21 protein-coding genes and 2 tRNA genes are annotated in these 26,771 nt (G+C 62.1%); 19 read left to right on the top strand and 4 right to left on the bottom strand.

Annotated elements, in window-relative coordinates:
* The 6 genes from ACMLHZ_RS12075 to ACMLHZ_RS12050 form a co-directional block, all read left to right on the top strand.
* Nucleotides 1-727 (top strand): phage distal tail protein (locus ACMLHZ_RS12075; RefSeq protein WP_418667943.1); only part of this gene is annotated, 727 nt, incomplete at its 5' end.
* A gap of 3 nt (nucleotides 728-730) precedes the next feature.
* Nucleotides 731-1,774, top strand: a complete 1,044-nt coding sequence (locus tag ACMLHZ_RS12070; protein ID WP_418667942.1) for a siphovirus ReqiPepy6 Gp37-like family protein — start codon at nucleotides 731-733, stop codon at nucleotides 1,772-1,774.
* Nucleotides 1,771-2,736: a hypothetical protein gene (locus tag ACMLHZ_RS12065; protein WP_418667941.1), complete on the top strand. Its 966-nt coding sequence runs from the start codon at nucleotides 1,771-1,773 to the stop codon at nucleotides 2,734-2,736. The genes ACMLHZ_RS12070 and ACMLHZ_RS12065 overlap by 4 nt, the downstream gene beginning before the upstream one ends.
* A 1-nt stretch (nucleotide 2,737) precedes the next feature.
* Entirely contained in the window at nucleotides 2,738-3,367 is a 630-nt protein-coding gene (locus ACMLHZ_RS12060; protein WP_418667940.1) for a hypothetical protein, read from the top strand.
* Nucleotides 3,368-3,391: 24 nt separating this feature from the next.
* A complete protein-coding gene (locus ACMLHZ_RS12055) occupies nucleotides 3,392-4,486 on the top strand; it encodes a GH25 family lysozyme (RefSeq protein WP_418667939.1) in 1,095 nt (364 codons plus the stop codon).
* A 35-nt stretch (nucleotides 4,487-4,521) separates the two neighbouring features.
* Complete coding sequence (locus ACMLHZ_RS12050; protein ID WP_418667938.1) at nucleotides 4,522-4,788, top strand: phage holin family protein; 267 nt, start codon at nucleotides 4,522-4,524, stop codon at nucleotides 4,786-4,788.
* Between the two features lie 143 nt (nucleotides 4,789-4,931).
* Here the strand turns inward: ACMLHZ_RS12050 and ACMLHZ_RS12045 are convergent.
* From ACMLHZ_RS12045 to rny, 4 genes are all read right to left on the bottom strand, one after another.
* Nucleotides 4,932-5,022: transfer RNA gene (locus ACMLHZ_RS12045), tRNA-Ser, on the bottom strand.
* Nucleotides 5,023-5,056: 34 nt separating this feature from the next.
* A tRNA-Ser gene (locus ACMLHZ_RS12040) sits at nucleotides 5,057-5,143 on the bottom strand.
* 190 nt (nucleotides 5,144-5,333) lie between these two features.
* Nucleotides 5,334-5,972: a phosphoribosyltransferase gene (locus ACMLHZ_RS12035; RefSeq protein ID WP_418667937.1), complete on the bottom strand. Its 639-nt coding sequence runs from the start codon at nucleotides 5,970-5,972 to the stop codon at nucleotides 5,334-5,336.
* Between the two features lie 197 nt (nucleotides 5,973-6,169).
* Nucleotides 6,170-7,654: a ribonuclease Y gene (gene rny, locus ACMLHZ_RS12030; protein WP_418667944.1), complete on the bottom strand. Its 1,485-nt coding sequence runs from the start codon at nucleotides 7,652-7,654 to the stop codon at nucleotides 6,170-6,172.
* 625 nt (nucleotides 7,655-8,279) lie between these two features.
* On the opposite strand from rny, the gene thrS reads away from it, so the two are divergent.
* From thrS to ACMLHZ_RS11965, 13 genes are all read left to right on the top strand, one after another.
* Nucleotides 8,280-10,181 (top strand): threonine--tRNA ligase, encoded by a 1,902-nt coding sequence (thrS, locus tag ACMLHZ_RS12025; protein ID WP_418667936.1) that lies wholly within the window; start codon nucleotides 8,280-8,282, stop codon nucleotides 10,179-10,181.
* Between the two features lie 213 nt (nucleotides 10,182-10,394).
* Nucleotides 10,395-12,602 (top strand): helix-turn-helix transcriptional regulator, encoded by a 2,208-nt coding sequence (locus ACMLHZ_RS12020; RefSeq protein WP_418667935.1) that lies wholly within the window; start codon nucleotides 10,395-10,397, stop codon nucleotides 12,600-12,602.
* Between the two features lie 294 nt (nucleotides 12,603-12,896).
* On the top strand, nucleotides 12,897-14,186 hold the full coding sequence (locus tag ACMLHZ_RS12015; RefSeq protein WP_418667934.1) for an ABC transporter substrate-binding protein: 1,290 nt from the start codon (nucleotides 12,897-12,899) through the stop codon (nucleotides 14,184-14,186).
* Nucleotides 14,187-14,261: 75 nt separating this feature from the next.
* Nucleotides 14,262-15,167, top strand: coding sequence for a carbohydrate ABC transporter permease (locus tag ACMLHZ_RS12010; protein WP_418667933.1), 906 nt, complete (start codon nucleotides 14,262-14,264; stop codon nucleotides 15,165-15,167).
* A gap of 8 nt (nucleotides 15,168-15,175) precedes the next feature.
* Nucleotides 15,176-16,000, top strand: coding sequence for a carbohydrate ABC transporter permease (locus ACMLHZ_RS12005; protein WP_418667932.1), 825 nt, complete (start codon nucleotides 15,176-15,178; stop codon nucleotides 15,998-16,000).
* A gap of 13 nt (nucleotides 16,001-16,013) precedes the next feature.
* Nucleotides 16,014-17,714: a DUF4091 domain-containing protein gene (locus ACMLHZ_RS12000; protein WP_418667931.1), complete on the top strand. Its 1,701-nt coding sequence runs from the start codon at nucleotides 16,014-16,016 to the stop codon at nucleotides 17,712-17,714.
* A gap of 117 nt (nucleotides 17,715-17,831) precedes the next feature.
* Entirely contained in the window at nucleotides 17,832-19,631 is a 1,800-nt protein-coding gene (locus ACMLHZ_RS11995) for a cache domain-containing sensor histidine kinase (RefSeq protein WP_418667930.1), read from the top strand.
* Nucleotides 19,624-21,063, top strand: coding sequence for a response regulator (locus ACMLHZ_RS11990; protein ID WP_418667929.1), 1,440 nt, complete (start codon nucleotides 19,624-19,626; stop codon nucleotides 21,061-21,063). Before ACMLHZ_RS11995 ends, ACMLHZ_RS11990 begins: the two co-directional genes overlap by 8 nt.
* A gap of 225 nt (nucleotides 21,064-21,288) precedes the next feature.
* Nucleotides 21,289-22,653 (top strand): carbohydrate ABC transporter substrate-binding protein, encoded by a 1,365-nt coding sequence (locus tag ACMLHZ_RS11985; protein ID WP_418667928.1) that lies wholly within the window; start codon nucleotides 21,289-21,291, stop codon nucleotides 22,651-22,653.
* A 65-nt stretch (nucleotides 22,654-22,718) separates the two neighbouring features.
* Nucleotides 22,719-23,624, top strand: coding sequence for a carbohydrate ABC transporter permease (locus ACMLHZ_RS11980; protein WP_418667927.1), 906 nt, complete (start codon nucleotides 22,719-22,721; stop codon nucleotides 23,622-23,624).
* A gap of 16 nt (nucleotides 23,625-23,640) precedes the next feature.
* Nucleotides 23,641-24,483 carry a carbohydrate ABC transporter permease gene (locus ACMLHZ_RS11975; RefSeq protein WP_418667926.1) on the top strand — a complete coding sequence of 281 codons (843 nt, stop codon included), beginning with the start codon at nucleotides 23,641-23,643 and terminating at the stop codon, nucleotides 24,481-24,483.
* Between the two features lie 8 nt (nucleotides 24,484-24,491).
* The gene (locus tag ACMLHZ_RS11970) at nucleotides 24,492-25,457 is read left to right on the top strand and encodes a metallophosphoesterase family protein (RefSeq protein WP_418667925.1); all 966 of its coding nucleotides are present in this window, start codon (nucleotides 24,492-24,494) and stop codon (nucleotides 25,455-25,457) included.
* 31 nt (nucleotides 25,458-25,488) lie between these two features.
* On the top strand, nucleotides 25,489-26,742 hold the full coding sequence (locus ACMLHZ_RS11965) for an MFS transporter (RefSeq protein WP_418667924.1): 1,254 nt from the start codon (nucleotides 25,489-25,491) through the stop codon (nucleotides 26,740-26,742).
* The last annotated feature ends 29 nt before the right edge of the window (nucleotides 26,743-26,771 follow it).

The following is a 26,771-nucleotide window of genomic DNA, read 5'->3' as shown; positions in this document are numbered from 1 at the left end:
CAACCAGGCGAGAGGGGATGGAAGCTTTGTGACCGGACGGAGAGTGGCGGCCCGGGATCTTGAGTTTTCCGCTGCGGTGATGGACGCGGGCAGCAATGCGGTGCTGCGCAAAGCGGCGTTGAGCTTTTTTCGGCCCGGGGTGGAGTACAGGGTCTATTTGACCTATTTGGGGACGACCCGCTGGATCACAGGCGAACTGACCGCTTTTAAGGCGCCCAGCGGCCCGGTGGGGGAGGCGCAGACCTTTTCGGCCTATTTTTTGTGCACAAAGCCTTTTTGGCAATCGGTAGACGATTTTGGCCAGGATATCGCGGCCATCACGCCCTGCTGGGGCTGGCCCTACATGGACCACCCGATTTTTGGGGTGCGCGCGGCGGTGGCAAACTTTGCCCGGGAGGTGGTGTTTGACTACGACGGCGATGTGCCGAGCTATTTTAAGGCGACCATTACCTGCGACGGGCCGGTGACGAACCCGCGCCTTACGGGCGGCGACGGGTACGTGCGGATCCTCACCGGAATGCAGCCGGGAGACGTGCTCACGATCGACTTTGAGGCGGCACGGGTGCAGATGAACGGCGAGAATATTTTGGCAAAGGTGGATCGCGCCAGCAGTTTTTCAGCCATGAAAATGGGGCTGGGAGAAAACCGGGTCAGCTTTTCAGCGGATGTGGGGGAGAACGGCATGCACGTAGTGCTGTATTACAACAAACAATATCTGGGGGTGTGACGCATGCAGCTTTTGGCTTTGGACGCAGAGTTCCAACCGGTGGCGTATCTGCCTTACCTGAATTTGCAGTGGCAGCGGGAGTATTACAGCCCGGGGAAGTTTTCGGCGCAGCTTGCGGCGGAGGACTATGACCCGCGCATGGCGTATCTTTACACACCGGACCGGCCCGAGATGGGCATCATCCACAAACCAGAACTGACCGATACCGCCCAGGGGCGGTTCGTGCAGCTGACCGGTTTTTTTTTGGAGCACCTGCTGAACGACAAGGTGGTGTACCCGACCTGGTATGCCACCGGTGCAATGGATACTGCGGTGCTGCGCATGATCAGCACATACAAGGGGGATACCCCGAAGCTGGAGGTGGAGAGCGCAGCCGCCCCGCTGGCAGAGCAGGCGAGCTGGCAGGTGACGGGGGAGGCGCTTTGCACTGCGGCCTGTACTAAGCTGAAAACGGTGCAGATGGCCCTTCGATGCCGGTATGATTACGAGCAGGACAAGATATTTTGCAGTGCCTGGAAAGGCGTGGACCGCACACAGAACCAGAGGGAAAACAACTGGGTGGTATTCAGCGACGGCTTCAAAAACCTTGAAAAGGTGACCGCTTCGGCTGATTGGAGCGGTGCAAAAAATTATGCCATCGTGGCCGGAGCGGGGGAAGAGAGCGAGCGGGAGGTACAGATCGTGGACCAGAGCGCCGGAGGCTACAGCCGGCAGCTGTGGGTTGAGGCGAAAGACCTGCGGTTCAACGAGAAGAAACAGACCCTGGAGGAATACCAGGCAAGCCTGCGCCAACGGGGGGCTGAGAAGCTGCTGGAGCACCAGCCGATCCAGAACGTGGAAGTGGATGTGACCGCCGGCACCTTCCAGTACCTGCGGGACTTCGACCTGGGCGACAAGGTGGATGTGGCGGTGGGGGAGCTGGGCCTTGCCATGGAGGCTCGGATCGTTTCGGTGCGAGAGGTGTTTAAATCGAACGGGCACCAGGTCACCCTGACCCTGGGGGAGAAAAAACTTACTACATTACAGAAAGCGAGGATGATCTTTTGAAATCGTATCCTTTTACGAGCCAAGTGAGCTACGACGGCCAGGGATTGCCGCGGTATGACCGGGCAGTGGACTCGGAGTTTCTGCGCGCGGTATTCAAGCAATATTTTTCGGACGGTGTGTTTTACAACCCTGCCGACGCACTGCAGGTGACGGCGGACGCGGGAATGAATGTGCAGGTGGCGCCGGGCGCGTGCCACATCCAGGGAGCGATCGCCATTGAGGACAGCGCGCGAGTGCTGGCGGTGCAGGCCAGCGGGGAGCTGGACCGGATCGACACGGTGGTGGCGCGGCTGGATCTTTCGCTGGCGGTGCGCAGCATCGAGCTGTATGTGCTGAAGGGCACGCCTGGCGAGACCCCGGCCGCCCCGGCCCTGACCCGGAACAACACGGTTTGGGAGCTGGGGCTGGCGGATCTGTTCATCGCCAAAAACACCGCCGGTATCCCCCAGCAGCGCATCACCGACACGCGGCTGGATACTGCCCGCTGCGGGCAGGTGATCGCCCCGGCGGCGCCGGCGGATCTGGAGCCGTATTTTGCACAGCTGGAAGCGGCAATTGCCGCACACGATACTGCGGCGCAGGCGCAGATCGCGGAGCTGGAGCGGGTGATCCGGGGCGTGGAAAGCGGGAGCGAAGTGATGCTGAAGAGCGTGTATGACCCGCAGGGGGTGGAAGCGGACGCGATGGCCCATTGCTATAACGCAACCTTGCCGGCGGCGGACTGGGCGCAGCAGGCGGACGGAAGTTATACCCAAACGGCAGCCTGTGCCGGGATGACTGCCCAAGTGGTGACGCTGCCGCCGTATTTGATCCCCACCGGCGACCGGGAGACGGACATTGCCGCCCGGGAAGCGCTGGGCTTTATTTCGGTGGTGGAAACGCTGGACGGACAGATCGCCGTTACCTGCTGGGAGGACCGGCCGGAGGTGGATCTGACAATTCATTTGACGGAGGTGGGCTGATATGGCGAAATGCTATAGTGGGGCAGCCGGTGGCCTGAATGCGGCGGATAAGGCCCAGCTTGTGCCCGGCAATCTGCTGAGCGGAGTTTCGATCAACAGCGGAGGGGTCCATGTGACCGGTGGCATCCCCCGAAAGGCGGCGGCCACCTATACACCCGGAACCAGCGATCAGGTGCTGGCGGCGGGGCAGTATTTGGAGGACGAGCAGACCATACAAGGGGATGCAAACCTGGTGGCAGAGAATATTATGGCCGGGGTGAGCATCTTCGGAGTGACGGGGGCCCAACAGCGCGGGTACGAGGTGGTGGCGGTGGGCTATTACGGCGTATGTCGGCGGACGGACAGCTCGGGCAACGACGTGCAGAGCGGGCAATGGTATGGCTGGGTGGATACCACCTATGGAAGCATGGTAACGGAAGGCGGCATTGGCGGATATAACAATGCGTCCATGTCCTGGACCTGTGTGGCTGAGGGCACATACCGGATCAAAGGATACCGGTTTAGCCCCACGAGAAGCGGAGTACAGACCATGAGCAAAGGACAAACAGTGTCGTTTACCGGGATACAAGGGTCAGGGATTGTTGGCAGTGCCGTATCCAGCGGCTGTTTTACCATTGAGCGGCTGGTGTAGCTACCAAAAGATAGAAGGACTAAAATGGAACAGAAAGCACTGGATATATCCAAGCACCAGGGCACCTTTAGCCCGGCTGTGGCGCAGGCTGCGGGGGTACAAACGGTGATCCTGCGAGCGGCCTACGGCAACTTTATGGACGTGCGCTTTGCCCGCTTCGCGGCAGACTGCCGGGCGCGGGGCCTGCGCATGGGGGCCTACATATTTTTGACCCACCACTACCAGGGCAAAAACAACGGCGACCCGGCGCAGGCCCGGGAGATCCTGCGCAGCCATATGGCCACGCTGCTTGACATCCTGCAGGAGCAGGGCGTGACCAGCTGGGTGGCGCTGGATCAGGAGCTGGAGGGCGGCTGCCAGATGGGCCTGAATGCTGCCGACAATACCGAGTTACTCAACGAGGCCGCCGACATGCTGCGGGCGGCGGGCTACACCCCCTGCCTGTACTGCTCGGCTTCTTGGCTGCAGGGGCGGGTGCAGGTGGACAAGCTGGGTATGCCGGTATGGCTGGCCTACTATTACAAGGACCCGCACGATCCGGATTTCGACGGCTGCGCGAGCATTGAAGATGTGCAGACCAAATGGGGCCGGTACATGGCCAGCCTGGGGGACAAGCTGTGCGGCTGGCAGTTTGGGCGCATTGGACACGGCGGCAAATACGGCGTGGGCAACGCAAACGTGGACCGGGACTGGATCTATTTCCAGCCCGGAGAAAGTGAGGAAAAACCGATGGAATGGAAAACAATCGAAGGCAAGCAGCTGCGCTGCACGAGCGCGGAAAGGCCGACCTGCGAGGTGTTTGAGGCCCCCGCCGTAGACGCAAAGGTGCTGGGCCGGCTGGAGCTGGACGAGGCGTGCGAGGTATTGGCGCAGGGCGCCGCCGTGGCCCTGGCTGGGATGACCAGCATCTGGTACCAGATCGCGCGGGACGGCGCCGAGGTGTATTGCCTGGCGCTGCCCGACCGCTGTATCGTGGAGGACAAGCCTGCGCCCGCGCCGGAACAGTCCCCGGTAGAGGGGCCCAGCGGAAAGGTGATCACTCTGGCCGGCATGACCGCCCCGCAGGCGCAAATCATCGAGGGCCTGGCTGCGCTGTGGGGCGTGACTGTGACCGAATAAACCACATTTCAATGTAAAATAGGAGGATTAGCACGATGGACATCAATATCATGGGCATCACCGGCGTGGCCGGGATCACGGTGATCTGTTACTTACTGGCGCTGGCGGTGAAGCAGACGCCGCTGGCAACCAAGTGGCTGCCGACCCTGTGCGGGCTGATGGGCGGCGCGCTGGGGGTGGCGGGCATGTACACCATGCCGGAGTTCCCGGCGGGGGACATCATCACCGCGCTGGCGGTGGGCATTGTGAGCGGCCTTGCCGCCACCGGCGCCGACCAGATCGCAAAGCAGTGGCATAAATAACGGGGTGCGCCCCGGGAATGGCTGGAAAAACCAGCCGCCCGGGGCGCTTTTTGCTTTTGAAAAAAACGCGCAGGGAAGAGGGCGGCAAACGCTGGAGAGGGCAGAAAAAAGCCCTGAAAACGAATCGTTTTCAGGGCTTTCTCTGGCGGAGAAGGAGGGATTTGAACCCTCGCGCCGGTTTCCCGACCTACGCCCTTAGCAGGGGCGCCTCTTCGACCTCTTGAGTACTTCTCCAGAGCAAAGTGTGTGTAAATATTCGGTTGTAAAATGGCGGAGAGGGTGGGATTCGAACCCACGGCCCTTGCGGGTCACCGGTTTTCAAGACCGGCTCCTTAAACCACTCGGACACCTCTCCACGGTGGGCGCTCCGCCCCGCGGTGCCAGAGTGCGTTAATAATATTATCATATCCTGCGCGGTGTGTCAAGAGAAAAACAGACCTTACGCGGGGTTTCTTTTTGACGGAAAAGGAAAAAGAAGAACGATATAAAATGGGCGGCGCACCCTGAAGAGATGCGCCGCCGCGCAGAAACCGGGTCAGGACTCGTTACAGCTTGGAATAGCCGAAGCTGTTGACCAGCGCCTCGATGCGCTGCCCCGCCTTGCAGTAGGGGCATTCGTGCACGTCGTAGCTGGCATAGTCCGGCAGGTCGGCCGGTGTGAAGACCGAATGCACTGGCAGGCCGCCGGCCGTTTGGATGTTGCTGTACACGGCCGCCAGGCCCTCGACGGTGCCGCCGTAATACTGCACGCACTCGATGCTCTTGTTGATGGTCTTGCCGGTTGTGACCGAGGCCATGAGGATGAGCACGTGCTTGCCCTCGATCATTGGCTGGATGTTATCGCGGAAGAGCAGCTGGCTGTTGGAGTTGTATTCCGGCGTGACCACATAGATGGTGCGGTGGCTGTTGAGCGACATGAAGCCGCTGTGGGTCAGCTCGCTGGCCAGGCAGGTGCCGATGACCTCGGTACCGTCGAGACAGACGATCGTGTCGACCACCGCGCTGGAGAGATAATGGTGCACCAGCTCCTTGGCGACGCTCTCGGCCTCGCTGAAGCGGGTCTTGAGGGTGGTGATGTCGATGTAATAGTTGATGTGGCTGTGGTTGGTGGCAAAGTGCCCTTTTACCACTTTCAGGGGGACTGTGCCGCTTTTGGAATAGAGCTTCAGCATGCGTTTTTCCATGTTGGTGGCCTCCAAGCCCAAAGGCGCCTTGCGGCACCGCCGCAAAACGCCTTTTTTTTAGAATACTATATTTTGGAAGAGATTACAAGATGGATGTGAAAAAAACATCAGCTTTTTGGCGCGGCCGCCTGATCCGCGTCAAAAAACAAAAGAGGGGGTGCAGCGTGCGGCTGCGCCCCCTCTTTTGTTTTTGCAGTTTATTTTGCGTATTCCACCGCGCGGCTTTCGCGGATCACGTTCACCTTGATCTGGCCGGGGTAATCCAGCTCTTCCTCGATCTTTTTGGTGATGGACCGGGCCAGCAGCACCAGCTGGTCGTCGCCGATGGCCTCGGGCTTGACCATGATGCGCACCTCGCGGCCCGCCTGCACGGCGAAGGCGTTCTCGACGCCCTCGAAGCCGGCGCTGATCTCCTCGAGATTTTCCAGCCGCTTGATGTAGTTTTCGACGTTTTCACGGCGGGCACCCGGGCGGGCGGCGCTGATGGCGTCGGCCGCCATGACGATGAAGGCCAGCGGGGTCTTGGGCTCCACATCGCCGTGATGGGCCTCGATGGCGTGGATGACGGCGGGATTTTCTTTATACTTGCGGGCGATCTCGACGCCGATCTGGATATGGCTGCCCTCAATCTCGTGGTCGAGGGCCTTGCCGATGTCGTGCAGAAGGCCCGCGCGCTTGGCCTGGGTGACATTTACGCCCATCTCGCTGGCAAGCAGGCCGGAAATATAGGCTACCTCCAGCGAGTGGTTCAGCACGTTCTGACCGAAGCTGGTACGGAATTTGAGACGGCCCAGCAGCTTGACGATGTCCGGGTGGATACCGTGCACGCCCACCTCCATGACCGCGCGCTCACCCTCGCGCTTCATGCTGACTTCCAGCTCACGGCGGCACTTTTCCACCGTTTCCTCAATGCGGGCGGGGTGGATGCGGCCGTCGGCAATGAGGCGCTCCAGGGTCATGCGGGCCACCTCGCGGCGGGCCTGGTCGAAGCTGGAGAGGGTGATGGCCTCGGGGGTGTCGTCGATGATGAGGTCCACGCCGGTGGCGGTCTCGAGGGCGCGGATGTTGCGGCCCTCGCGGCCGATGATGCGGCCCTTCATCTCGTCGCTGGGGAGGGGAACCACGCTGACGGTGGCCTCGCTGGAATGATCGGCCGCGCAGCGGGCGATGGCCTGGCCGATGAGCTCTTTGGCCATGGTGTCGCACTGGTCCTTGAGGTTGGCCTCGTAGGCTGAGATGCGCATGGCCTTTTCGTGGGTGAGTTCCTGGTCCAGCCGGTTCAAAAGCAGCTGCTTTGCGTCGTCCTGGGTGAGGGCGGCGATGGTCTCGAGCTTTTCGATCTGGCGCAGCTTGAGCTGTTCCAGCTCGTCGAGCCTGGCTTCGACCAATTCGGCGCGCTGGCGCTGCTCCTCTTCCTTTTGCTCCATGGCGGAGACCTTTTTGTCCAGCGCCTCCTCTTTTTGGTCGAGACGGCGCTCCTGGCGGCTCAATTCGCCGCGGCGCTCTTTGATCTCCTTGTCGGCCTCGGTCTTCATGCGGAGGGCTTCGTCCTTGGCCTCGATGATGGATTCCTTGCGCTTTTGTTCGGCGGTCTTGATGGCGTCGTTCACGATGCGCTTGGCTTCTTCCTCGGCACTGCCAAGCTTCGCTTCAGCCGTTTTGCGGCGGTAGGCCACGCCCATAAAAAAACAGGCGGCCCCGCACACGACAGCTGCAACGACCGCCACCACCACAGTTACTGAGATGGGTAGCAATTGTTTCAACTCCTCAAATAAAATGGTATCTGAGATGACTGCCGTTCGGGCCGCCTGTGCCTAAAAAAGGGCAAGGCTATATTTATATAAAATGTTAGGGGTTTGGTGCGAAACTCTATATAAATTGTGCGCTGGGCGCACATTCCACAAAAGCGGGACCTGCCCGGGGGCAAATCATCTAATATACTTGACTTATATTTTAATAAAGAGTTTACAAATTGTCAAGAAATATTGACAGAACGCGGAAAGGGGTATATGATGATTCCAAACTCATCCCGCAAAGTGCCGATGCGGACACGGGCGGGTGGGCAGAACGCAAAAGAGAGGGCCGCCGCTTTGAAAGCGCGCTGAGAGCGGCCCGGCGCCATGCCGCCCAATGCCTACCACCGCGGAGCGCGGGGGCGAACCCCCGCCGGGCCGGGCCCGTTACAGCCCAAGCGAAGCGGCGCGCTTTTGAAGGCGCGCAATTCGGGTGGAACCGTGGAGCGAATGGATGCTTCACCCCGTGAATGTGTTACGGGGTGGGGCATTTTGTTTTTTGGAGGTTGGAAAAATGATCAAGGTGGATCTGAAGGGAAACAGCAAGGAGTTCGAGGCGGGCATTACCGCCGCCGAGGTGGCGAAGAGCATCGGCATGGGGCTGTACAAGAGCGCCTGCGCGGCGCGGATCGACGGCGAGGCCTGCGACCTGCGCACGCCTTTGACTGAGGACTGCGCGCTGGAGATTTTGACCTTTGAGGACCCGGACGGAAAGCATGCCTTCTGGCACACCGCCGCCCACGTGATGGCCCAGGCGGTGCAGCGCCTGTTCCCCGGGGCGAGGTTCGGCATTGGGCCCGCGCTGGAAAACGGCTGGTACTACGACATCAAGGCGGAGCGGCCGCTTTCCACCGCCGATTTTGAGGCGATCGAGGCCGAGATGAAAAAGATCGTGAAGGCCGACCTGCCGGTGGAAAAGCGCACCATTACGCTGGAAGAGGGGCGGGAGCTGTTCGCCGGGCAGGATTACAAGCTGGAGTTGCTGGAGGAGTATGCCGAGAAGGGCTGGAGCCTGAGCGTGTACCGGCAGGGCGATTTTACCGACCTGTGCGCCGGACCCCACCTGATGAGCACCGGCGCGCTGAAGGCGGTGAAGCTGCTGAAGGTGGCCGCGGCCTACTGGCGGGCGGACGCGACGCGGGACAGCCTGGACCGGCTGTACGGCATCGCCTTCCCCAAGGCGAGCCTGCTGGACGAGTACCTGGCGCTGCTGGAGGAGGCCCAAAAGCGGGATCACCGGCGGCTGGGCAAAGAGCTGGAGCTGTTTGCCATGCTGGACGAGGGGCCGGGCTTCCCGTTCTTTCTGCCCAAGGGCATGATCCTGAAGAACACGCTGATCGACTACTGGCGCGAGATCCACCACAGGGCGGGCTACCAGGAGATCAGCACGCCCGTGATGCTGAACCAAGACCTGTGGCTGCGCAGCGGTCACTGGGAGCACTACAAAAACAACATGTACACCACCGTGATTGACGAGACCAACTTTGCGGTGAAGCCCATGAACTGCCCCGGCGGCATGCTGGTGTACAAGACCCAGCCCCATTCCTACCGGGACCTGCCTTTGCGCATGGGCGAACTGGGCCTGGTGCACCGGCACGAGCTTTCGGGCGCGCTGCACGGGCTGATGCGGGTGCGCTGCTTTACACAGGACGACGCGCACATCTTTATGACCCAGGAGCAGATCAAGGACGAGATCAAGGGCGTGGTGCAGCTGATCGACCAGGTGTACAGCCTGTTTGGGTTTGAGTACCACATTGAGCTTTCGACCATGCCGGAGGATCACATCGGCGAGCTGGCCGACTGGGAGCGGGCAACCGACGCGCTGCGCGCCGCCATTGAGGAGCTGGGCCGGGAGTACACGGTGAACGAGGGCGACGGCGCCTTTTACGGGCCGAAGCTGGATTTCCACCTGGTGGACGCCATTGGGCGGACCTGGCAGTGCGGCACCATTCAGCTGGACATGCAGATGCCCGAGCGCTTTGAGCTGGAATACACCGGCGAGGACGGCCAGAAGCACCGGCCGGTGATGATCCACCGGGTGGTGTTCGGCAGCATCGAGCGCTTCATCGGCATTTTGATCGAGCATTTTGCGGGGGCGTTCCCCACCTGGCTGGCCCCGGTGCAGGTGATGGTGATCCCCATCACCGAGCGGGCCCACGATTATGCCAAGGCGCTGCAGCAGCGGCTGGACGAGGCCGGCGTGCGGGTGGAGAGCGATCTGCGCAGCGAGAAGATGGGCTACAAGATCCGGGAGGCCCAGATGAAAAAGATCCCCTACATGCTGGTGGTGGGCGACAAGGAAGTGGAAGAGGGCACGGTGTCGGTGCGGGCCCGCAAGGAGGAAAAGGGCGGCGTGATGACGGCGGACGCGTTTTTGGAGAGCATCCGGCGGGAGATCGACAGCCGCGAACAGTGAAGAGCACACAGAAAAAGATAACAAGCAGCCGCCCGGCCGCTACTCAGGGGACGGGCGGCTGCTTGTTTGCCTTTTTGCCCATTTTTTGGAAGCTATGCCAGCTGTGGAAATTTGCTGTTTTCAAATGGCCGGCGGGATTATATAATGGAGAAAATGCGAAAGCCCGCACCCCGCCCCGGCGGCGGGGCCGCCGCGGGGAAAAGGAGGCCCGGAATGCGCGCGTTTCATCTGTCGAAACTGGGGAAACACTGGGTGCTCTCGCTGACGGCGGGCTTTTTTGTGCTTTTTGTGTTGTTGTTCGTGGTGAGCCTGAAGGCCGTGGACATGATGAAGCAGAACAAGATCGAGGAGTACGGCGAGACCATCGCCTCGGTGCAGCGCAGCCTGGACCGCTACCTGCTGACCCTGGAGCAGACGGCGGTGGAGCTGATGCTCAACAACCAGAACATGGCCCTGCAGACCGCCGGGAGCAGAGCCGACTTTGTGAGCCCCGCCACCTATGGGTTTGCGGAGCTTTTGTACAACATCAAGATGGCGAACGCCTTTGTGGAGGACGTGTACCTGTATTACCCGGGGCAGGACTACGTGGTGGGTACCAAGGGCAGCTACTATTCCAAGGGGTATTACCTTTTGAGCAACGAGCTTTCCGGCGCGGGGTATGAGGCCTGGCGTGCCCAGGTGCTGGAGGCACCGCAGACCGGGTTCTTTTTTTACGAGGAGGGCCTGGGCGCGCCGAAGCTGTATCTGCGCCAGCAGATGCCCCTGGGGGCCGACACAGGGCATACCTCGGTGCTGCTGATCTGCGTGGACGGCCAGGAGTTCGCGCGGCTTTTGGAGATGGCCCGCCCCCGGGACAGGGGGACCACGGTGGCGGCCTTCAGCGGGAAGAACGAATTATACCAGATGGGCCAGGAAGAGGGGAGGCAGTTCCCAAAAGAGCTGCTGCCGCTGCTGGAGACGGCGGGCGGCAGCGCCCAGCAGCTGCAGAGCGGGAGCTGCATCGGGTGGCGCGCGCCCTCGGGCTACGGCTCGCTGTATTATGTGGTGGCCAGCGACCTGACCGCCCTTTTGGCCCCCATCACCCAGGTGCAGCGCCTGCTGCTGGCCGGGGTGGTGCTGTGCACGGCGGTGGGGGCGGCCTTCTCGATCTTTTTGAGCTGGAAGCACCACGCGCCCATTGAAAAGGCGGTGCGCCAGCTGGGGCGGGGCCCCGGCGGCGCGCAGATGGACTACTACGAGTTTGAGCAGCGGGTGAACGAGCTGATCCGGGAGAACGAAAGCGCAGCGCAGCTGAATGAGAAGATGCTCTGGTCGCTGAAAAAGAGCGTGCTGGCCGATATCCTGGGCCGCAGGCTCACCGACCCGGCCATCATTGAGACCCTGCTCCAGGCCAGCGGCATTACGCTGGATTATGTGTATTTTACCCTTTTAGTGGCGGACGTGGGGTTTGAAAAGGAGGAGGGCCGCGTTCTGCACTGGCTGTTCCGGGCCGGGCAGGTGCTGGAGCGGGAATGCAGCACGGTGGAGGTGATCCCCACGTTGTTGGGAAACAACGCGGTGTTTTTGCTGAATTACGAGACCGCAGGCGCCAGCCAGGCAAAGCGGCTGGGGGAGATCTTTGAGGCCGAGTGCGGGACCGAGCCCGCCCGCCGGCAGAGCGAGGAGTTTTTGACCGACGCGCAGCTTGTGCCGATCTACGAGCAGACGGCGGGGCGGCTGCGGGGAGAGGCCGGCGCGGAGGATTCGCCCAGAGAGCGGGCGGCCGCCCAGGGCCGGGAGGGCGTGATCGTGCTGGAGCGCTGGCAAAAGGCCCTGCGCCTGCAGGAGTACGCGGCGGCGGCGGAGGTACTGCCGGAGCTGTTCCAAAAATATGTGGAGGCCGCCGCCGACCCTTACCTGCGGATGAGCCGGCGCTACACGGTGGTGAACAGCGTGCTGCAGTGCGCGGAGGCGGAGGACGGCCGCCGCCGCACCGGACTTGCGGCGGCGCAGCTGGAGGCCGTGAAGGAGTGCACCACACCCGAGAGACTGGCCGCGTGCCTGCAAAAGGTCCTGGCCCAGCTGGAGCAGCTGGGCAGCCAGTATGCCACCCGCCAGAAGGACAAGCTGGCCCAGAAGATCAAGAAGATCATCGAGGCCAACTACAGCCAGCCCTACCTGGGGCTTTACTATATTTCCGACCAGGTAAAGGTGAGCACCACCTATGTGTCGAAGGTGTTCAAGGAGGAGTACGGCATCGGCGTGGTGGAGTACATGAACCGGCTGCGCATCGACGGGGCGAAAAAGCTGCTGGAGACCCAGGACCTGACCATCAAGGAGATCGCGGAAAAGGTGGGGTTCACCAGCGACATCCACTTCATCCGCATCTTTAAAAAATACGAAAATACCACGCCGGGGGTATACCAAAAGCAGGGGCGATGACAGGAAATGTTAATGCGCCGGGGCACTGCAAGAAATGTTTGTGTGCAAGAAATGTTTGTTTTTGCGCCAAATGGGAGAATTATTTTGTGCATGATGCCCAATGGAGCGCGGCGAAGATTATGTAATCTTTCCACAGGGGGGCCTGGCAGGGCCCCCCTGTTCAATTTTTGTTGATTTTAAATTGCGGCGGCGGCAGGTACAATAAAAGCAGGAAGACCGGGCGCCGCGGAGCCCGGCGACAAACATGCTGAAGATCCAGATCGCATGGCTGCGAAAAAGGAAGGAGAACACTTTATGAAAAAGGCATTGGCGATGATCCTGAGCGCGGCGCTGGCCCTGGCGCTTTTTGCCGGCTGCGGGCAGAACGGCGGCAGCACCTCTGCGGCGTCGGGGGCGCAGGAGCCCGGACCGGCTGCGGGCAAGACCCTGAACGTGTGGCTGCCGCCCCTGAGCGCCAACCAGGACGACAAGGAAGTGTGGGACAAGATCATGGACCCCTTTGAAGAGGAGAACGGGGTCACGGTGAACGTGGAGATCGTGCCCTGGGGCAACTACGAGGAGAAATATCTGACCGGCATCACCTCCGGCCAGGGGCCCGACGTGGGTTACATGTATATGGAGATGATCACCGATTTTATCGACATGGGCGCGTTGGAGCCGATGGACGAATACCTGACCGACGCCGACAAGGACAACCTGCTTTACCTGGAGAACGGGATCATTCGGGGCAAGCAGTACTGCCTGCCCATCGTGGTGGGCAACGCCTGCGTGATGTGCTACAACAAGGACATCCTGGCGGCCAACGGAATCACCGAGATCCCTTCCACCTGGGACGAGTTCATCGAGACCTGCAAAAAGATCAAGGTGGACGCGAACGGAGGCACGGATGTGTACCCCTTTATCCAGCGGTGGGGCAACCCCTCCATCAGCACCCTGAACACCTCGTTCTACCCCTATGTGTGGCAGGGCGGCGGGCAGCTGTTCAATGAGGAGGGCACCGCCATGACCATTGACAGCGAGGCAGGACGCGACGCGGTGCAGTTTTTGTATGACCTGCGCTTTACCCACGGCATCCTGCCGGATATGGTGACCAGCCTGACCGAGGACGACTGCATGAGCTATTTCAGCGAGGGAAAGGCCGCCTTTGTGGAGATGGAGACCACCAACACCGCGAACTTTGACACGGCGGGCGTGAACTGGGGCTTCATTACCAGCCTGACCAAGGAGACCAAGGGCACCTTCGTGGCCTCGGACTCGCTGGTGCTGATGTCCGGCGCAGAGGACAAGGCGCTGGCCTACAAGCTGATCCAGCACATGCTCAGTGGGCCCTCCATGACCCAGTATCACGCCTCGGCAAAATTTGCGCCCATCGGAAAGGACGAGGAGTACCACGACAACCCCGCGTTTGAAAGCGTGTACTCGGAGGACGGCGCGGCCCTGCACAGCCTGCCCGCGGTGAAGGGCAGCTCCAAGATCTACGATACCCTGTATAAAAATTTGCAGCTGATGATGATGGGCGAGATGCAGCCCGACGACGTGATCAGCGAGACGGTGGCCTACGCGGGCACCATTCTGAACGAGTAAAAAACCGGCTGGAAAGCGCAGGCCTGCCCGGGGCGGCCTGCGCTTTTTGGACCGGGGCAAAGAAGGGGGATCCTTATGAGCCGACTGAACCGCGCGAGGAGGAGCAACGGCGGGATGAGCGGATACCTGTTTATCCTGCCGAGCCTTGTGCTGCTGATCGCGTTTCACATCATTCCCATTTTTATGACGGTGGGGTACAGCTTTTGTTCCTACAACGTGCTGCAGCCGCCGGAATTTGTGGGCCTTTTGAACTACCGGGCGCTGCTGAGCGACCCTTATATTTCATCGTCGCTGTTCAACACCGGTGTGTACACCCTGGTGGTGGTGCCGCTGCAGACCCTTATTTCCATGCTGATCGCCTATGTGCTGGCCCGCAAATGCGCGAACCGCTGGGGCAATTTTGTGCGCAGCGTGCTGTTTATCCCGGTGATCACCTCGATGATCCTGACTTCGGCGGTGTGGCGGCTGCTGCTTTCGAGCGACCCGGAAGGGGTGGTGAACTCGCTGATCGGGCTGGTGGGCCTGGGGCCGGTGAACTGGCTGGGGAGCCGTTGGCCCGCCCTGTTCTCGGTATGCCTGATCGGCATATGGAAAAACGTGGGGTACTTCATGGTGATCTTTTACGCGGGCATGATGGATATCCCCGCCTCGCTGTATGAGGCGGCCACCGTGGACGGCGCCGGCGCGGCGCGGCAGTTCTTTTCGATCACGCTGCCCATGCTGAAGCCCATTACATATCTGGTGGTGACGCTGGGGACCATCTGGTCGTTCCAGGTGTTCGATCTGGTGTACACCCTTACCAGCGGCGGGCCGGGACGCTCGACCATGACCCTGGTGCTGACCATTTACAACTCCGCCTTCAAGGATTACAAGATGGGCTACGCCAGCATGGTCTCGGTGCTGCTGCTGGTGATCGTTTTGGCGGTCTCGATGGTGCAAAAGCTGGCGTTTAGGCAAAAAGACGGAACGAAAGGAGGCTGACGAAGAATATGCAGCTTACAAAAAAACGGCTGGAGCTGAGCAAATGGGTCATCAACCTGATCCTGCTGGGGCTGGTGATCGTGAGCCTGTACCCCTTTGTGTTCATGATCCTGACCTCGTTTACCCAAAAGCGCATCATGTCGGCCTCGTTTGATTTTTCCGCCATGGACCTGCGCAACTACCAGAACCTGTTCTCGAACTTCGCGCTGCTGACCTATGTGAAGAACAGCCTGATCGTGGTGAGCTGCGCCTGCTTTTTCAATGTGGTGATCGCCTCGCTGGCGGGGTACGCCTTTGCGAAAAAGCAGTTCCCCCTGAAGGAGACCATCTTTTGGCTGTACCTGGCCACCCTGATGATGCCGGGGCAGGTCATTTTGATCCCGGTGTTCACCATTATGAAGGAGCTGGGGCTGCTGAACAGCTACCCGGCGCTCTTTTTGGTGATCCTGGACGCGTTCGGGGTGTTCTTGATGCGCCAGTTCATGGAGGGGATCCCGGACGAGCTGCTGGAGGCCGCGCGGATCGACGGCTGCGGCGAACTGGGCATCTTTGGCCGGGTGGTGCTGCCCCTTTCGCGGCCGGTGATCGTGTCGCTGGTGGTGTTTACCTTTATCACCTCCTGGAACGACTTTATCTGGCCGCTGATCCTGGTGACCCAGGACAAGATGAAGACATTGACGCTGGCGCTCTCGATGCTGCAGAGCAACTATGGCACCAACTACGGCCTGGTGATGGCGGGCGCGACCATGGCGTTTTTGTTCCCCTTTGTGCTGTACTGCTTTTTACAGAGGGAATTTGTGGAGGGTATCGCGCTGAGCGGTATCAAAGGCTGAAAGGAGATTTTTTATGGATCACGACCTGCGCATTATAAGCACGTTGGAAAAGGTGATGCCCCGGGGCGGCATGCTACACGCGCGGCCGCTGCGCCGGCTGACCGGATTTCGGGGGCAGCGGGTGGCGTTTCAGGCGGCGTATTGTTTCCATGGGGAGTATTACGTAAACCAGACCACCGAGCAAGCCACCCGGAATCCCTTTGCCCGGGTGCGGGTGGAGGGGGATTTTGAGGGCGAGGTGCGGCTGCGGCGGGTGGAGTGCGTGCCTGTGCTTTTCCCCTGCGAAAAAAAGCACGACTCGGAATACATCGGCGAGGCGCCGGGGCTCTACCCGGATCTGCTGACCCCCCTGGAGGAGGGCGTGCAGGTGGTTTTGGAGCAGTGGAGGGCTTTGTGGGTGGACTGTGAGATCCCCGACGATGCCCCCGGCGGCGACCGGCAGGTGGAGCTGGTGTTCACCGGCACCGACGGCGCCGAGCTGGCGCGGGCGGGCCTTACCCTGCACGTGGTGCCCGCGGCGCTGCCGCCGCAGCGGCTGCTGCACACCGAGTGGTTCTACCCCGACTGCCTGGCCCAGCAGTATGGCTGCGGGGTATTCAGCGAGCGGCATTGGGAGATCATGGAGCGCTTTCTGCGGCTGGCGGCAAAGCGCGGGGTGAACATGATCCTGACGCCGCTGTTCACCCCGGCGCTGGACACCCTGATCGGCGCCGAGCGGCCCACCACCCAATTGGTGGGGGTGGAAAAGCGGGGCGAAGAATACCGGTTTGACTACACAAACTTCCGGCGCTGGGTACGCCTTTGCAAGGCGGCGGGCTTTGCGTATTTTGAGATGGCCCACCTGTTCGCCCAGTGGGGGGCGAAATACCCGCCCAAGGTGGTGGCCCAGGTGGACGGCCGCGAGGAGACCATTTTCGGCTGGCACACGCCGGTGAGCGAGGGCGGCTACAAGCAGTTCCTGGACGCGTTTTTGCCCACCCTGCTGGCCGAGCTGCGGACCGAGGGCATTTTGGAGCGCACTTATTTTCATGTGTCGGACGAGCCGACCATCTACAACGCCGACACCTACCAGGCGGCGCTGGACATCGTGCAGCCCCACCTGGCGGGGCTGCCCATCATCGACGCGCTGAGCCACCTGGAGCTGTACGAGAAGGGGATCGTGAAAAAGCCGGTGCCCACGAACGACTCGATCCACGAATTTCTGGACGCGGGGCTGACCGACGCCTGGGTGTATTACTGCTGCGCGCAGGGGTACAAGGTAAGCAACCGCTACATCGCGATGCCCGCCTGGCGCAACCGGGTGCTGGGAGTACAGCTTTACAAGTACCGGATGGAAGGCTTTCTGCACTGGGGCTACAACTTTTGGAACTGCCAGTACTCGCTGCACCCCATCGACCCCTACCGGGTGAACGACGCGGAGGACTCGTTCCCCGCGGGAGACCCCTTTTTGGTATACCCCGGCAGGGACGGCGCGCCGGAGGAGTCGATGCGGCTGCCGGTGCTGGCCGACGCGATGGACGACGTGCGGCTGCTGGAGTGGCTGGAACGCCTGACCAGCCGGGAATTTGTGATGGACCTGGTGGAGGACGGCGGGCGGTTTGAGCTGCGGTTTGACCAGTACCCCAGCGGGCCGGACTATCTGCTGGAGCTGTGGGAGGCCGCCGCCGCCGAGGTGGAAAAGCGGATCGCCGGCCTGCCAAGGCCCCTTGACTGAAACGAGGACCTGCCAGAGCGGCAGCCCTGCCCCGGGAAAGACCCGGCGGGCAGGGCTGCCGCTTGTTTTGTTTGTGGCGCGCGGGGACGGCTGGCCTTTGGGAAGAGATATGGTACAATGAAAACAAAGTGCTGGTTCGACGCGATTCGACAAACGGGAGGGATATGTATGGTGTGGCTGCGCAGGGGAAAGATCACCTTTCGGCTGATGGTGGTGATGGTGGCGATCTGCATTGTGCCGGTGGCGGTCATCACGGTCTATTTTGAGAATTATTACAGCCGGGGGGCCGAGGCGCGGGCGGTGGAAAACAACAAAAAGCTGCTGAATGTGGTGGACAACATGGCCATTGAGGAGATGGACAAGATCCGCTACCTGGGCGACGCCATCGCCACCAGCGGCGCGCTGCAGGAAAGCCTTGCGGCCGGGGAGCCCGCCCGGCCCTTTGGCCAGGAGGAGGTGCTGCAGCTGAACGGGGTGATCAACAGCATGTACGCCATCAGCAGCATGGTGAAGAGCATCAGCGTGCTGTCGCTGGAGGGGGAGGTGCTGTTCAGCACGGGATATCACTTTTTTACCAGCGGAGAGTATGCCGCGTATGTGGAGAAGATCGAGCAGCGTGCGCCGCTGGAATACATCACCAGCGGCGCCTTGAGCCAGGGGGGAGAGTGCATCCTGGTATGCAGGACCGTGAACTCCAGCAAAACCTACAACAAACGCCTGGGCTATTTGATGATTGCGCTGAACGAGGATGTGTTCAGCAAAAAGGTGTTCGACGGCGTGGAGAGCGGCGAGGGGGATGTGCTGCTGGCCTATTCGCCCGAGGGAGTGATCGTGACCAGCAACGCGCCCGAACTGGTGGTGGGAACCCCCGTGCCGGGCGGCGTAGCCCGCGCGATCGGGGAGATGCAGGCGGCGGGAGAGGGACATTTCCAGATTTCCGAGGGGGGCAGAAGCCACATTGGAAGCATATGCCGCAATGCACAGGTGGGCTGGACAGAGGTGCTGCTGACCGACCTTGCGGCGGTGGACGCGGAGAAGGCGCAGGTGAGAAGGAACATTTTGTGGGCGGCGCTGCTGTGCGGGGCGTTTTCGGCGCTGTGTGTGGTGGCCGTGAGCCGCACCATCACCCGGCCGCTGGGGCGGATCGTGAATTTTGTAAAAAAGAGCGAGCAGGGCAAGGCCGCCGTGCTGGAGGACCCGGTGCAGGACGAGATCGGCTACCTTGCGCGCCACACCGAAAGGATGGTGGCCCAGCTGCGCCAGATGGAGGCCCAGCGGCTGCGCCAGGCCGAGGAGCGCCGTTTGCAGGAGCTGGAGCTGCTGCAGGCGCAGATCAGCCCGCACTTTTTATTCAACATCCTGAACAATTTCAAGTGGATCGCCGCCCTGAACGAGGTGCCGGCGCTGGAGAAGGGGATATCGGCGCTGGCGCTTTTGCTGCGCAGCACCATTATGAGCACCGACGAGATGATCCCCCTGGCGGGGGAGGTGGGCAACCTGGAGCACTATTTCTGCATCCAGTCGCTCATGCACCCGGACGAGGTGTTTTTTGAGACAGAGGCAAGCGAGGCGGCGCTTTCAGTGCCGGTGCCCAAGCTGATCCTGCAGCCCCTTTTGGAGAACAGCATCCTGCACGGCCTGCGGGCGGACGGCACGCCTTTGCACATCCGGCTGCGCGCGGCGTGCGCCGAGGGGACCTGCCGCATTGTGCTGAGCGACGACGGCGCCGGCTGTGCGGCGGGAGAGGCGCGAAAAAAGCAGGCCGGCGCCCGCATGAACCACATTGGGGTGGAGAACGTGCGCCAGCGCCTGGAGCTGACCTATCACGGCGCCGCGAAGTTCCGGTTTGAGAGCGCGGTGGGAAAGGGCACCACCGTGACCATGGAGCTGCCCTTGAAGGAGGAAGAACATGTATAAGGTGCTGGTGGCGGATGACGACAACATGGCGCGCCTGGCCATGAAGACCATGCTGGACTGGGAGAGCTGCGGCTTTTGCCTGTGCGGCGCGGCAGAGGGGGGCGAACAGGCGCTGCGCCTGGCCCGGGAGCTGCGGCCGGACCTGGTGATCACCGATGTGGATATGCCGGGCATGAACGGGCTGGAGCTGATCCGCCGGCTGCGCGCAGCCGGGCTGGGGTGCGAGGTACTGCTTTTGAGCAACTACAACGACTTTTCGTATGTGCGGGAGGGCCTGCGGGAGGGGGCGCTGGACTATATCCTGAAGGTGGAGCTGGACCAGACCACCCTGCTCAAAGCACTGGAAAAAGCGGCCGGGACGCTGCGCCGGCGGCGGGAACACGAGCCGGAGGGGCGCCCCGGGGAAGGCGCGCCCCTGCGGCTGGAAGAGCTGTTGGGAACGGCGGGCGGCCCGCAGGCGGCCCCGCCCTGGCAGGGAGCCGCGGACCTTTACTATATTCAAATTCTGCCCGGCGGGGCCCGGCCGCTCAAGCAGACGGCGATCCGGCGGGTGTGCGCGGGCGTGCTGAGCGGGGCGGGGCAGGCGCCCTTTGCGGCTTTGGGGGAGGACGCGTTTTTGGCGGCGGACACGGAGCGAGGCACCGCGCCCGGGCAGACCATGCGCCGGATCGAGACGCAGCTCAGGCTGTATCTGGGGTACGAGGCGGCCGTGCTGTGCGCACCCGGAGTGAGAGGGGAGCAGGCGCTGGCGGAGGCCAGGGAGCGGCTGGAAGCCGAGATGAGAGGCCGCCTTGGCACAAAGCGCCCCCCGGCGCCGGAAAGGCGGGAGCGGGCGGAGCGGCTGGTACAGAAGTTTGCCTTTGCCAGATACCGGAACAGCGAGGCGGAGCTTTTGGAGGCGGTGGACAGGCTGTTTGAGGCGCTGCCGCTGGCCTTCGCCGGCCCGGGCGAGGCCGCAGCGTATCTGCAGGAACAGATCACCCGCGCTTACTGGCTGGTGGCGGACCGGGAAAGGCTCTCGCTTCCGGGCTGGCTGAAAAGGCTGGAACAGGCGGGCAGCTACGAGGCGCTGCACCGGGAAACCGCCGCCTTTGCCCGGGAGTATACCCTTAGACCGGAGCTGCGCCCCGAGGTGCGCCGGGTGTGCGAATACATCCAGCAGCACCTGGAGCAAAAGATCACGCTGGACGAACTGGCCGCCGAGGCGGGGCTCAAAAAAAGCTACCTGTGCACCCTGTTCAAGGCGAGCCTTGGGCAGAGCATCGGCGAATACATGCTGGAGCAGCGGCTGCGGCGGGCGGAAGGCCTGCTGACCACCACGAGCCTGCGCATCTGGGAGATCGGGGAGAAGGTGGGCATTCCGGACCCGCTGTATTTCAGCAAGGTGTTCAAGCGCAGATACGGCGTGGCCCCCAGCCAGTTCAAAAGATAGACCGGTTTTTCGGAATTTTTTACAGGGGGATTGTGGGAAATGCACAAATCCGGCCCCGAAAATCCTGCAGGGGCGGCAAAGGAACGCCCATGTTTTTGAAAACCGCTCCATTGTGCCGCCCGGCCGCCTTTCGTACAATAAAGGCAGTAGAGCACAAGGCGCCTGTGCGGAGAACGCCCCCGGCCGCGGGCCGGGCACAAACCAAGTGAGATGGAGGACAGCAGCATGAAAAAACGGATCACGGCACTGGTTTTGGCGGCGGCGATGAGCCTTTCGCTGCTTGCGGGCTGCGGCAGCGCCGCAGGCCAGAGCGCCGCCCCTGCCCCGCAGGAGGGCGAGCAGCAGGTATTGGAGGTGGCCCTGTTTGAAGGGGGCCTGGGGGCGGAGTTCTGGCGGGAAATCATTGCCGAATTTGAAAAGGAGCACCCGGACATCCGGGTGGAGGCCACGATCAACCCCAAGGTGGGGGAGATCATCCGCCCGCGCATCGTGGCAGGCGACCCGCCCGATTTTATTGACCTGTCGGACACGGATGTGTCGGGCGTGCTGACCGCCATGATCAAGGACCGGCAGCTCACCGACCTGACCGAGGTGTTTGAGGGGCCGGCCTATGGGCAGGATGTGCCGCTGAAGGACCTGATCGCGGACGGGTTTTTGACCGGCCGCAAGTTTGCGCCCTACGGCGACGGCAAGACCTATATCGCCCCGAAATACTGCGGGCCCATCGGCCTTGTGTACGACGCGGCCCTGTTTGAGGAGAAGGGCTGGCAGCCCCCCGTGACCTGGGATGACTTTTTTGCCCTGGGCGACAAGGCCAAGGCCGAGGGGATGGCGCTGATCACCTTCCCCGGGATCTACCCCTATTACCTGGAGCACTTCATTCTGGCATCGCTGGCCAGCAGTGTGGGCACGGACGGGATGAACGACATCTTTGCCTTCAAGGAGGGTTCGTTCAGCACGCCGGAGGTGATGGCCGTGCTGGAGCAGCTGCAGAGGATCGGCGAGGGCGGCTACCTTTTGGAGGGCAGCGCGGCTTTGAACCACACCCAGTCCCAGACCGAGATGATGCTGGGCAACGCCCTGTTCGTGCCCACAGGCTCGTGGGTGGAGGGGGAGATGGAGGGCGCGCCCCGGCGGGAGGGGTTTGCGTTCGGCATGTGCACCGGCCCGGTGATGAGCGCCGGGGACGACAAGTACGTCTACAGCAATTACGGCCAGCTGTTTATCCCGAAGGACGCCAAAAACCCCGAGGCGGCCAAGGAGTTCCTGCGCTTTTACTACACAGAGGCGAGCGCCGTCTCGCTGGCGAAATACGGCAACGCGGTGATGCCCCTGAAGGACGGCAAGGAGGTCGTGAAGGACTATATCTCCGAGACCCAATACAACATGTTCGACCTGTTCAACCAGGGCACGGCCATCATGCCGGACTACGAGGCGCTGCCCGTGGGCTCCAAGATCGACGTGTATGAGCTGTTCTACGGCAAGGGCATCGCGCAGCTGGTCTATGGTGAAATGACGGCGGCACAGTGCGCCGAGGCGGTGGAGAAGGGGTTCGCACAGATCAATGAGGAAAAGGCTGCCGCGGGCTGAGCGGCAGCGCGCAGGGCACCGCGCGGCAGAACGCGGGGCCCTGCGCTTTTAAAGGGGTGTTTTGATTGAAAAAGAAAAAAGTCGGCGCCGCAGAGCGGCGCGCCCGCGCCTTTTCGCTTGTCTGCGCGGCGCCCGCGTTTTTTCTCACCATTGTATTTATGATCCTGCCCACCGCCAAGGTGTTTTACCTCTCGTTTTTCAGCTCCACGGGGCTGGGGAAAAATGAGCGGTTCGTGGGCTTTGAAAATTACAAGTACCTTTTGAAGGACGATGCGCTGCACCAGGCCCTGGGCAACACGGCGGTGCTGCTGGCGGTGGGCACCGTGGCCTGCCTGGGCCTTGCGCTGCTGATGGCGTTCATCTGCGCCCAGTCCGACCTGCGGGAAAAGAAGATTTACAAGATCATTCTGTTCACCCCCAGCATCCTCTCGGTCACGGTGGTGGGCATTTTGTGGAGCTTTATCTACCACCCCCGCATTGGCATTTTGAACGGCCTGCTGGATCTTTTGGGCCTTTCGGGGCTGAAGCACACCTGGCTGGGCGAGCCGGGAACGGTGCTGTACGCCATTGCGGCGGTGTTCATCTGGCTGAACGCCGGCTATTACATGGTCATGTACATCGCGGGGATCAACGGCATTTCGCCCTCGGTGTTCGAGGCGGCGACCATTGACGGGGCAAGCAAGCCCCAGCAGCTCATTTACATCACGCTGCCGCTCATGCGGGGGCTCATCGGCATTACCACGGTGCTTTGCATTTCGAACCTGCTGGCCAGCAGCTTTACGCTGGTGACCATCATGACCAACGGCCAGCCCTCGGGCGCCTCGTCGGTGATCTTGTTCTACATGTACCAGACCGCGTTCCGCAACTCGAATTTCGGGTATGCGATGGCCATCGCGGTGGTTACACTGGTGATTGCGTTCGTGCTGTCGCTGTTTTCAGGCAGGCTGTCGGCTACGGGCGGCGAGGCCTAGGAAAGGAGTGGTTCCCATGAAAAACAGAAGCTCCCGCAGCGCGGCCAACTGGGCGCTGCGGGCGGTGATGCTGCTGCTCGCGGCCATTGTGGTGTTTCCGCTGCTGTGGAACGTGATGACCTCGTTCAAGACCTCGGCCGAGATCATGGCCGACCCCTGGGCGCTGCCCGGAAGGGTCTACCTGGAAAACTACAGGAATGCCTACGAGACCTCGGACATGCGCCGGAACGCGCTGAACTCGGTGGTCGTGGTGGTGGGCTCGGTGGCGCTGCTGCTGGCCCTCAGCGTGCCCGCGGCCTATGGGCTGTCGCGGCACAAAAGCGGCATGAGCCGGTTTATCCACGCGGTGTATATGGCCTGTATCTTCATCCAGGCGCCCTATATCCTGGTGCCCTTATTTTTGCAGATGCAGAAGCTGCATATTCTGGACAGCCTGGGAGGCCTGTGCCTGGTGTACGCGGTGGTGCGCTTTCCGTTTACGATCTTTTTGCTGTGCGGCTTTTTCCAGGACATCCCCCGCGATTACGAGGAAGCGGCCATGATCGACGGCTGCAGCCCCTGGAAAACCATGACCAGGGTGATGATCCCGCTGGCAAAGCCGGGCGTTTTTACCTGCGGGCTGCTGGCCGTCATTGAGTATTGGAACGAGTACCCCATTGCCATGACCCTGCTTCAAAGCCCCGAAAAATACACGCTGCCGGTGGGGCTGGCGAACCTGTTTGAGGTGCAGCGCTACGCCACCGACTGGGGGGCGCTGTTCGCCGGGCTGGTGATCGTTTTGGTGCCCACGCTGCTGGTGTACATCGCGGCCCACGAAAAACTCACCACGGGCATGAACGTGGGCGGGGTGAAGGGGTGAAGGAAAGGATGACAGGCGTGAAATTCGGCGTGATCGCGGACCTGCACGCCGACATTGCCCACGACGCGCCCCGGCGCCTGGAAGCGTTTCTGGCGGCTTGCCGGGCCGAGAACGTGGATTTTGTGATCCAGCTGGGGGATTTTATTTACCCGGCCGAGGGCAGCCGGTGCAGCTGCGCAAAAAGGGACCGCCCGGTGAACATCCGGCTTGCCGACCAGCGCCCGGCCCCGGTGGACCGGGCGGGACTGCTGGCTTTGTACCGGGCGTTCCCAAGGCCCGGCTACCATGTGCTGGGCAACCACGACCTGGATTTTTGCACCAAACGGCAGATGGTGCGATACCTGGGCATGCCCGCCCCCCAGTACGCCTTTTCCCACGGCGGCGTGCGGTTTGCGGTGCTGGACTGCAACTTTTTTATGCGGGACGGCCGCTGCCGAAATTTTTGCAGGGGAAACTATTTCGGCAGCGGCGAACTGCCCTATCTCGCACCGCAAAATCTGGAATGGCTGCGGCGGGAGCTCTGGGCCCATGTGGGGGAGCCCTATGTGCTTTTTTCCCACCAGCGGCTGACGGAGCGGCCCTTTGGGATCAAAAACCATGAGGAATTGCGAACGCTTTTGAGCGAGTATCGGGCGGCGGGCGGCAGGGTGGCGCTGAGCATGAACGGGCACAACCACCTGGACGGCGCCGAGCAGCGGGAGGGCATCTGGTTTTTCGATTTGAACAGCGCCTCGAACCAGTGGCTGGGCGAGGAGTTCTGCTGCCCGCGCTTTGCGCCCCCCATCGAGGAGGCATTCCCCAGCCTGCGGTACACCGCGCCTTATCGGGACCCCCTGTTTGCCGTTGTGGAGATGGATCCGGTGCGGGTGCGCATCCGGGGCAGGAGATCGGCCTTTGTGCCCCCCGCCCCGGCGCAGCTGGGCTGCCGTGAGCCCTATACCGCGGAGGTGACGGACCTTGAGTTTCGATACTGAGGCGGGGCGCCTCCGGCCGGCGGAAGGCGGGATGGGGACCGTAAAGCGCATTCGGCCGGCCCATGTGCGGGCTTTTTCGGCGCTGTGCTGGCTCACCTATTTTTTTGCTTATTTTGGGCGCTACAGCTTCATCTCCGGGATGGGGGCCATGGTGGAGGAAGGCGCTTTGAGCAAGGCGCAGGGCGGGCTGATCGCCTCGCTTTTTTACCTGGCATATTCGGTTTTTCAGGTGCTGTGCGGCTTGCTGGGCGACCGGTGGAACGCCCGGCATTTGGTGCTGGCGGGGCTGGCGGCATCCGCCGTGTGCAACCTGGCGCTCCCGCTGTGCCCCGGGCCGGCGGCCATGGCATTGGTCTGGACGGTGAACGGCGCGGCCCAGGGAATGATCTGGCCGCCGCTCATGCGGCTGTGCGCGGCGCTGCTGGAGGGCAACCAGTGCGTGCGGGTGAGCGTGGACCTGGCGTCCTCTTCGCCGGCGGGCATGGTGGCGGTATACCTGCTGAGCGCCTGGAGCCTGCGCAGCTTTTCCTGGCGGCTTTTGTTCTGGCTGAGCGCCGCGGCGCTGGCCGGTGCGGCCCTGGTGTGGGGCGGGGCGGCGGGATGGATCGAGGCGCGGGCGGTCTGTGTGAGGGCGCCGGCGCCCCCGGCCGGCGCCGCGGCCTGCCAAAGGGAAAAGAGGAAAGGCTTTTTGCACACGGCTGCCTGCGCCGGGCTGCTGTGCGCGGGGCTGGCGGGGGTGACGAACGGCGCGCTGAAGGACGGCGTGTTCACCTGGGTGCCCACCTATCTGATGGAAAACTTCGGCCTTGCCGCCGACCGGTCGGCGCTGCTGACCACCGTGCTGCCGCTGGTGAACCTGGCGGGGGTCTATCTGGTGAAGGAGATCAACCGGCGGTGGCTGCAAAACGAGGCGCTGGCCTCCGCGCTGCTGTTCTTCCTTACCTTTCTCTCGCTTTTGGCCATGGCGGTGGGGGGCGGAGCGCCGGCGGCGGTGGCGCTGTTTGCGTTGAGCACCAGCCTGATGATGGGGGCCAACACGGCGCTGGTGGGGCTGATGCCCCTGCATTTCCGGCGGTACGGGCGCGTGGCGGCCGCCACCGGCCTGCTGAACGCATGCGTGCATGCGGGGGGCGCGGCGTCCGGGTATCTGTTCGGGCTGCTGTCGGAGCGGGCGGGCTGGGGGGTGCTGCGCGCCGCCTGGTGCCTTCTGGCACTGGCGGGGGCGGCGTGCTGCCTTGTGCAGGCGCGGCGGTGGGCCGCGTTCCGCAGCCGGGACCTTGTGTGAAAAGAGATAAAAACCGCCGCCCGGCTTCT

This window comes from Allofournierella sp., from assembly GCF_048388525.1.
GTDB lineage: Bacteria > Bacillota > Clostridia > Oscillospirales > Ruminococcaceae > BQOK01.
Note: the sequence above shows the minus strand (reverse complement) of the source record. Positions and strands in the feature narration are given on the sequence as shown.

Excerpts from the sequence above, each read along its gene's own strand:
- ACMLHZ_RS12060 (WP_418667940.1), top strand. The coding sequence starts at position 2,738 with ATGGCGAAATGCTATAGTGGGGCAGCCGGTGGCCTGAATGCGGCGGAT.
- ACMLHZ_RS11965 (WP_418667924.1), top strand. The coding sequence starts at position 25,489 with ATGGGGACCGTAAAGCGCATTCGGCCGGCCCATGTGCGGGCTTTTTCG.
- ACMLHZ_RS12015 (WP_418667934.1), top strand. The coding sequence starts at position 12,897 with ATGAAAAAGGCATTGGCGATGATCCTGAGCGCGGCGCTGGCCCTGGCG.
- ACMLHZ_RS11985 (WP_418667928.1), top strand. The coding sequence starts at position 21,289 with ATGAAAAAACGGATCACGGCACTGGTTTTGGCGGCGGCGATGAGCCTT.
- ACMLHZ_RS11970 (WP_418667925.1), top strand. The coding sequence starts at position 24,492 with ATGACAGGCGTGAAATTCGGCGTGATCGCGGACCTGCACGCCGACATT.
- ACMLHZ_RS11995 (WP_418667930.1), top strand. The coding sequence starts at position 17,832 with ATGAAAACAAAGTGCTGGTTCGACGCGATTCGACAAACGGGAGGGATA.
- ACMLHZ_RS12005 (WP_418667932.1), top strand. The coding sequence starts at position 15,176 with ATGCAGCTTACAAAAAAACGGCTGGAGCTGAGCAAATGGGTCATCAAC.
- ACMLHZ_RS12055 (WP_418667939.1), top strand. The coding sequence starts at position 3,392 with ATGGAACAGAAAGCACTGGATATATCCAAGCACCAGGGCACCTTTAGC.
- ACMLHZ_RS12035 (WP_418667937.1), bottom strand. The coding sequence starts at position 5,972 with ATGGAAAAACGCATGCTGAAGCTCTATTCCAAAAGCGGCACAGTCCCC.
- ACMLHZ_RS12000 (WP_418667931.1), top strand. The coding sequence starts at position 16,014 with ATGGATCACGACCTGCGCATTATAAGCACGTTGGAAAAGGTGATGCCC.
- ACMLHZ_RS11975 (WP_418667926.1), top strand. The coding sequence starts at position 23,641 with ATGAAAAACAGAAGCTCCCGCAGCGCGGCCAACTGGGCGCTGCGGGCG.
- ACMLHZ_RS12050 (WP_418667938.1), top strand. The coding sequence starts at position 4,522 with ATGGACATCAATATCATGGGCATCACCGGCGTGGCCGGGATCACGGTG.
- ACMLHZ_RS12070 (WP_418667942.1), top strand. The coding sequence starts at position 731 with ATGCAGCTTTTGGCTTTGGACGCAGAGTTCCAACCGGTGGCGTATCTG.
- ACMLHZ_RS11990 (WP_418667929.1), top strand. The coding sequence starts at position 19,624 with ATGTATAAGGTGCTGGTGGCGGATGACGACAACATGGCGCGCCTGGCC.
- ACMLHZ_RS12020 (WP_418667935.1), top strand. The coding sequence starts at position 10,395 with ATGCGCGCGTTTCATCTGTCGAAACTGGGGAAACACTGGGTGCTCTCG.
- thrS (WP_418667936.1), top strand. The coding sequence starts at position 8,280 with ATGATCAAGGTGGATCTGAAGGGAAACAGCAAGGAGTTCGAGGCGGGC.
- ACMLHZ_RS12010 (WP_418667933.1), top strand. The coding sequence starts at position 14,262 with ATGAGCCGACTGAACCGCGCGAGGAGGAGCAACGGCGGGATGAGCGGA.
- rny (WP_418667944.1), bottom strand. The coding sequence starts at position 7,654 with ATGGGCGTGGCCTACCGCCGCAAAACGGCTGAAGCGAAGCTTGGCAGT.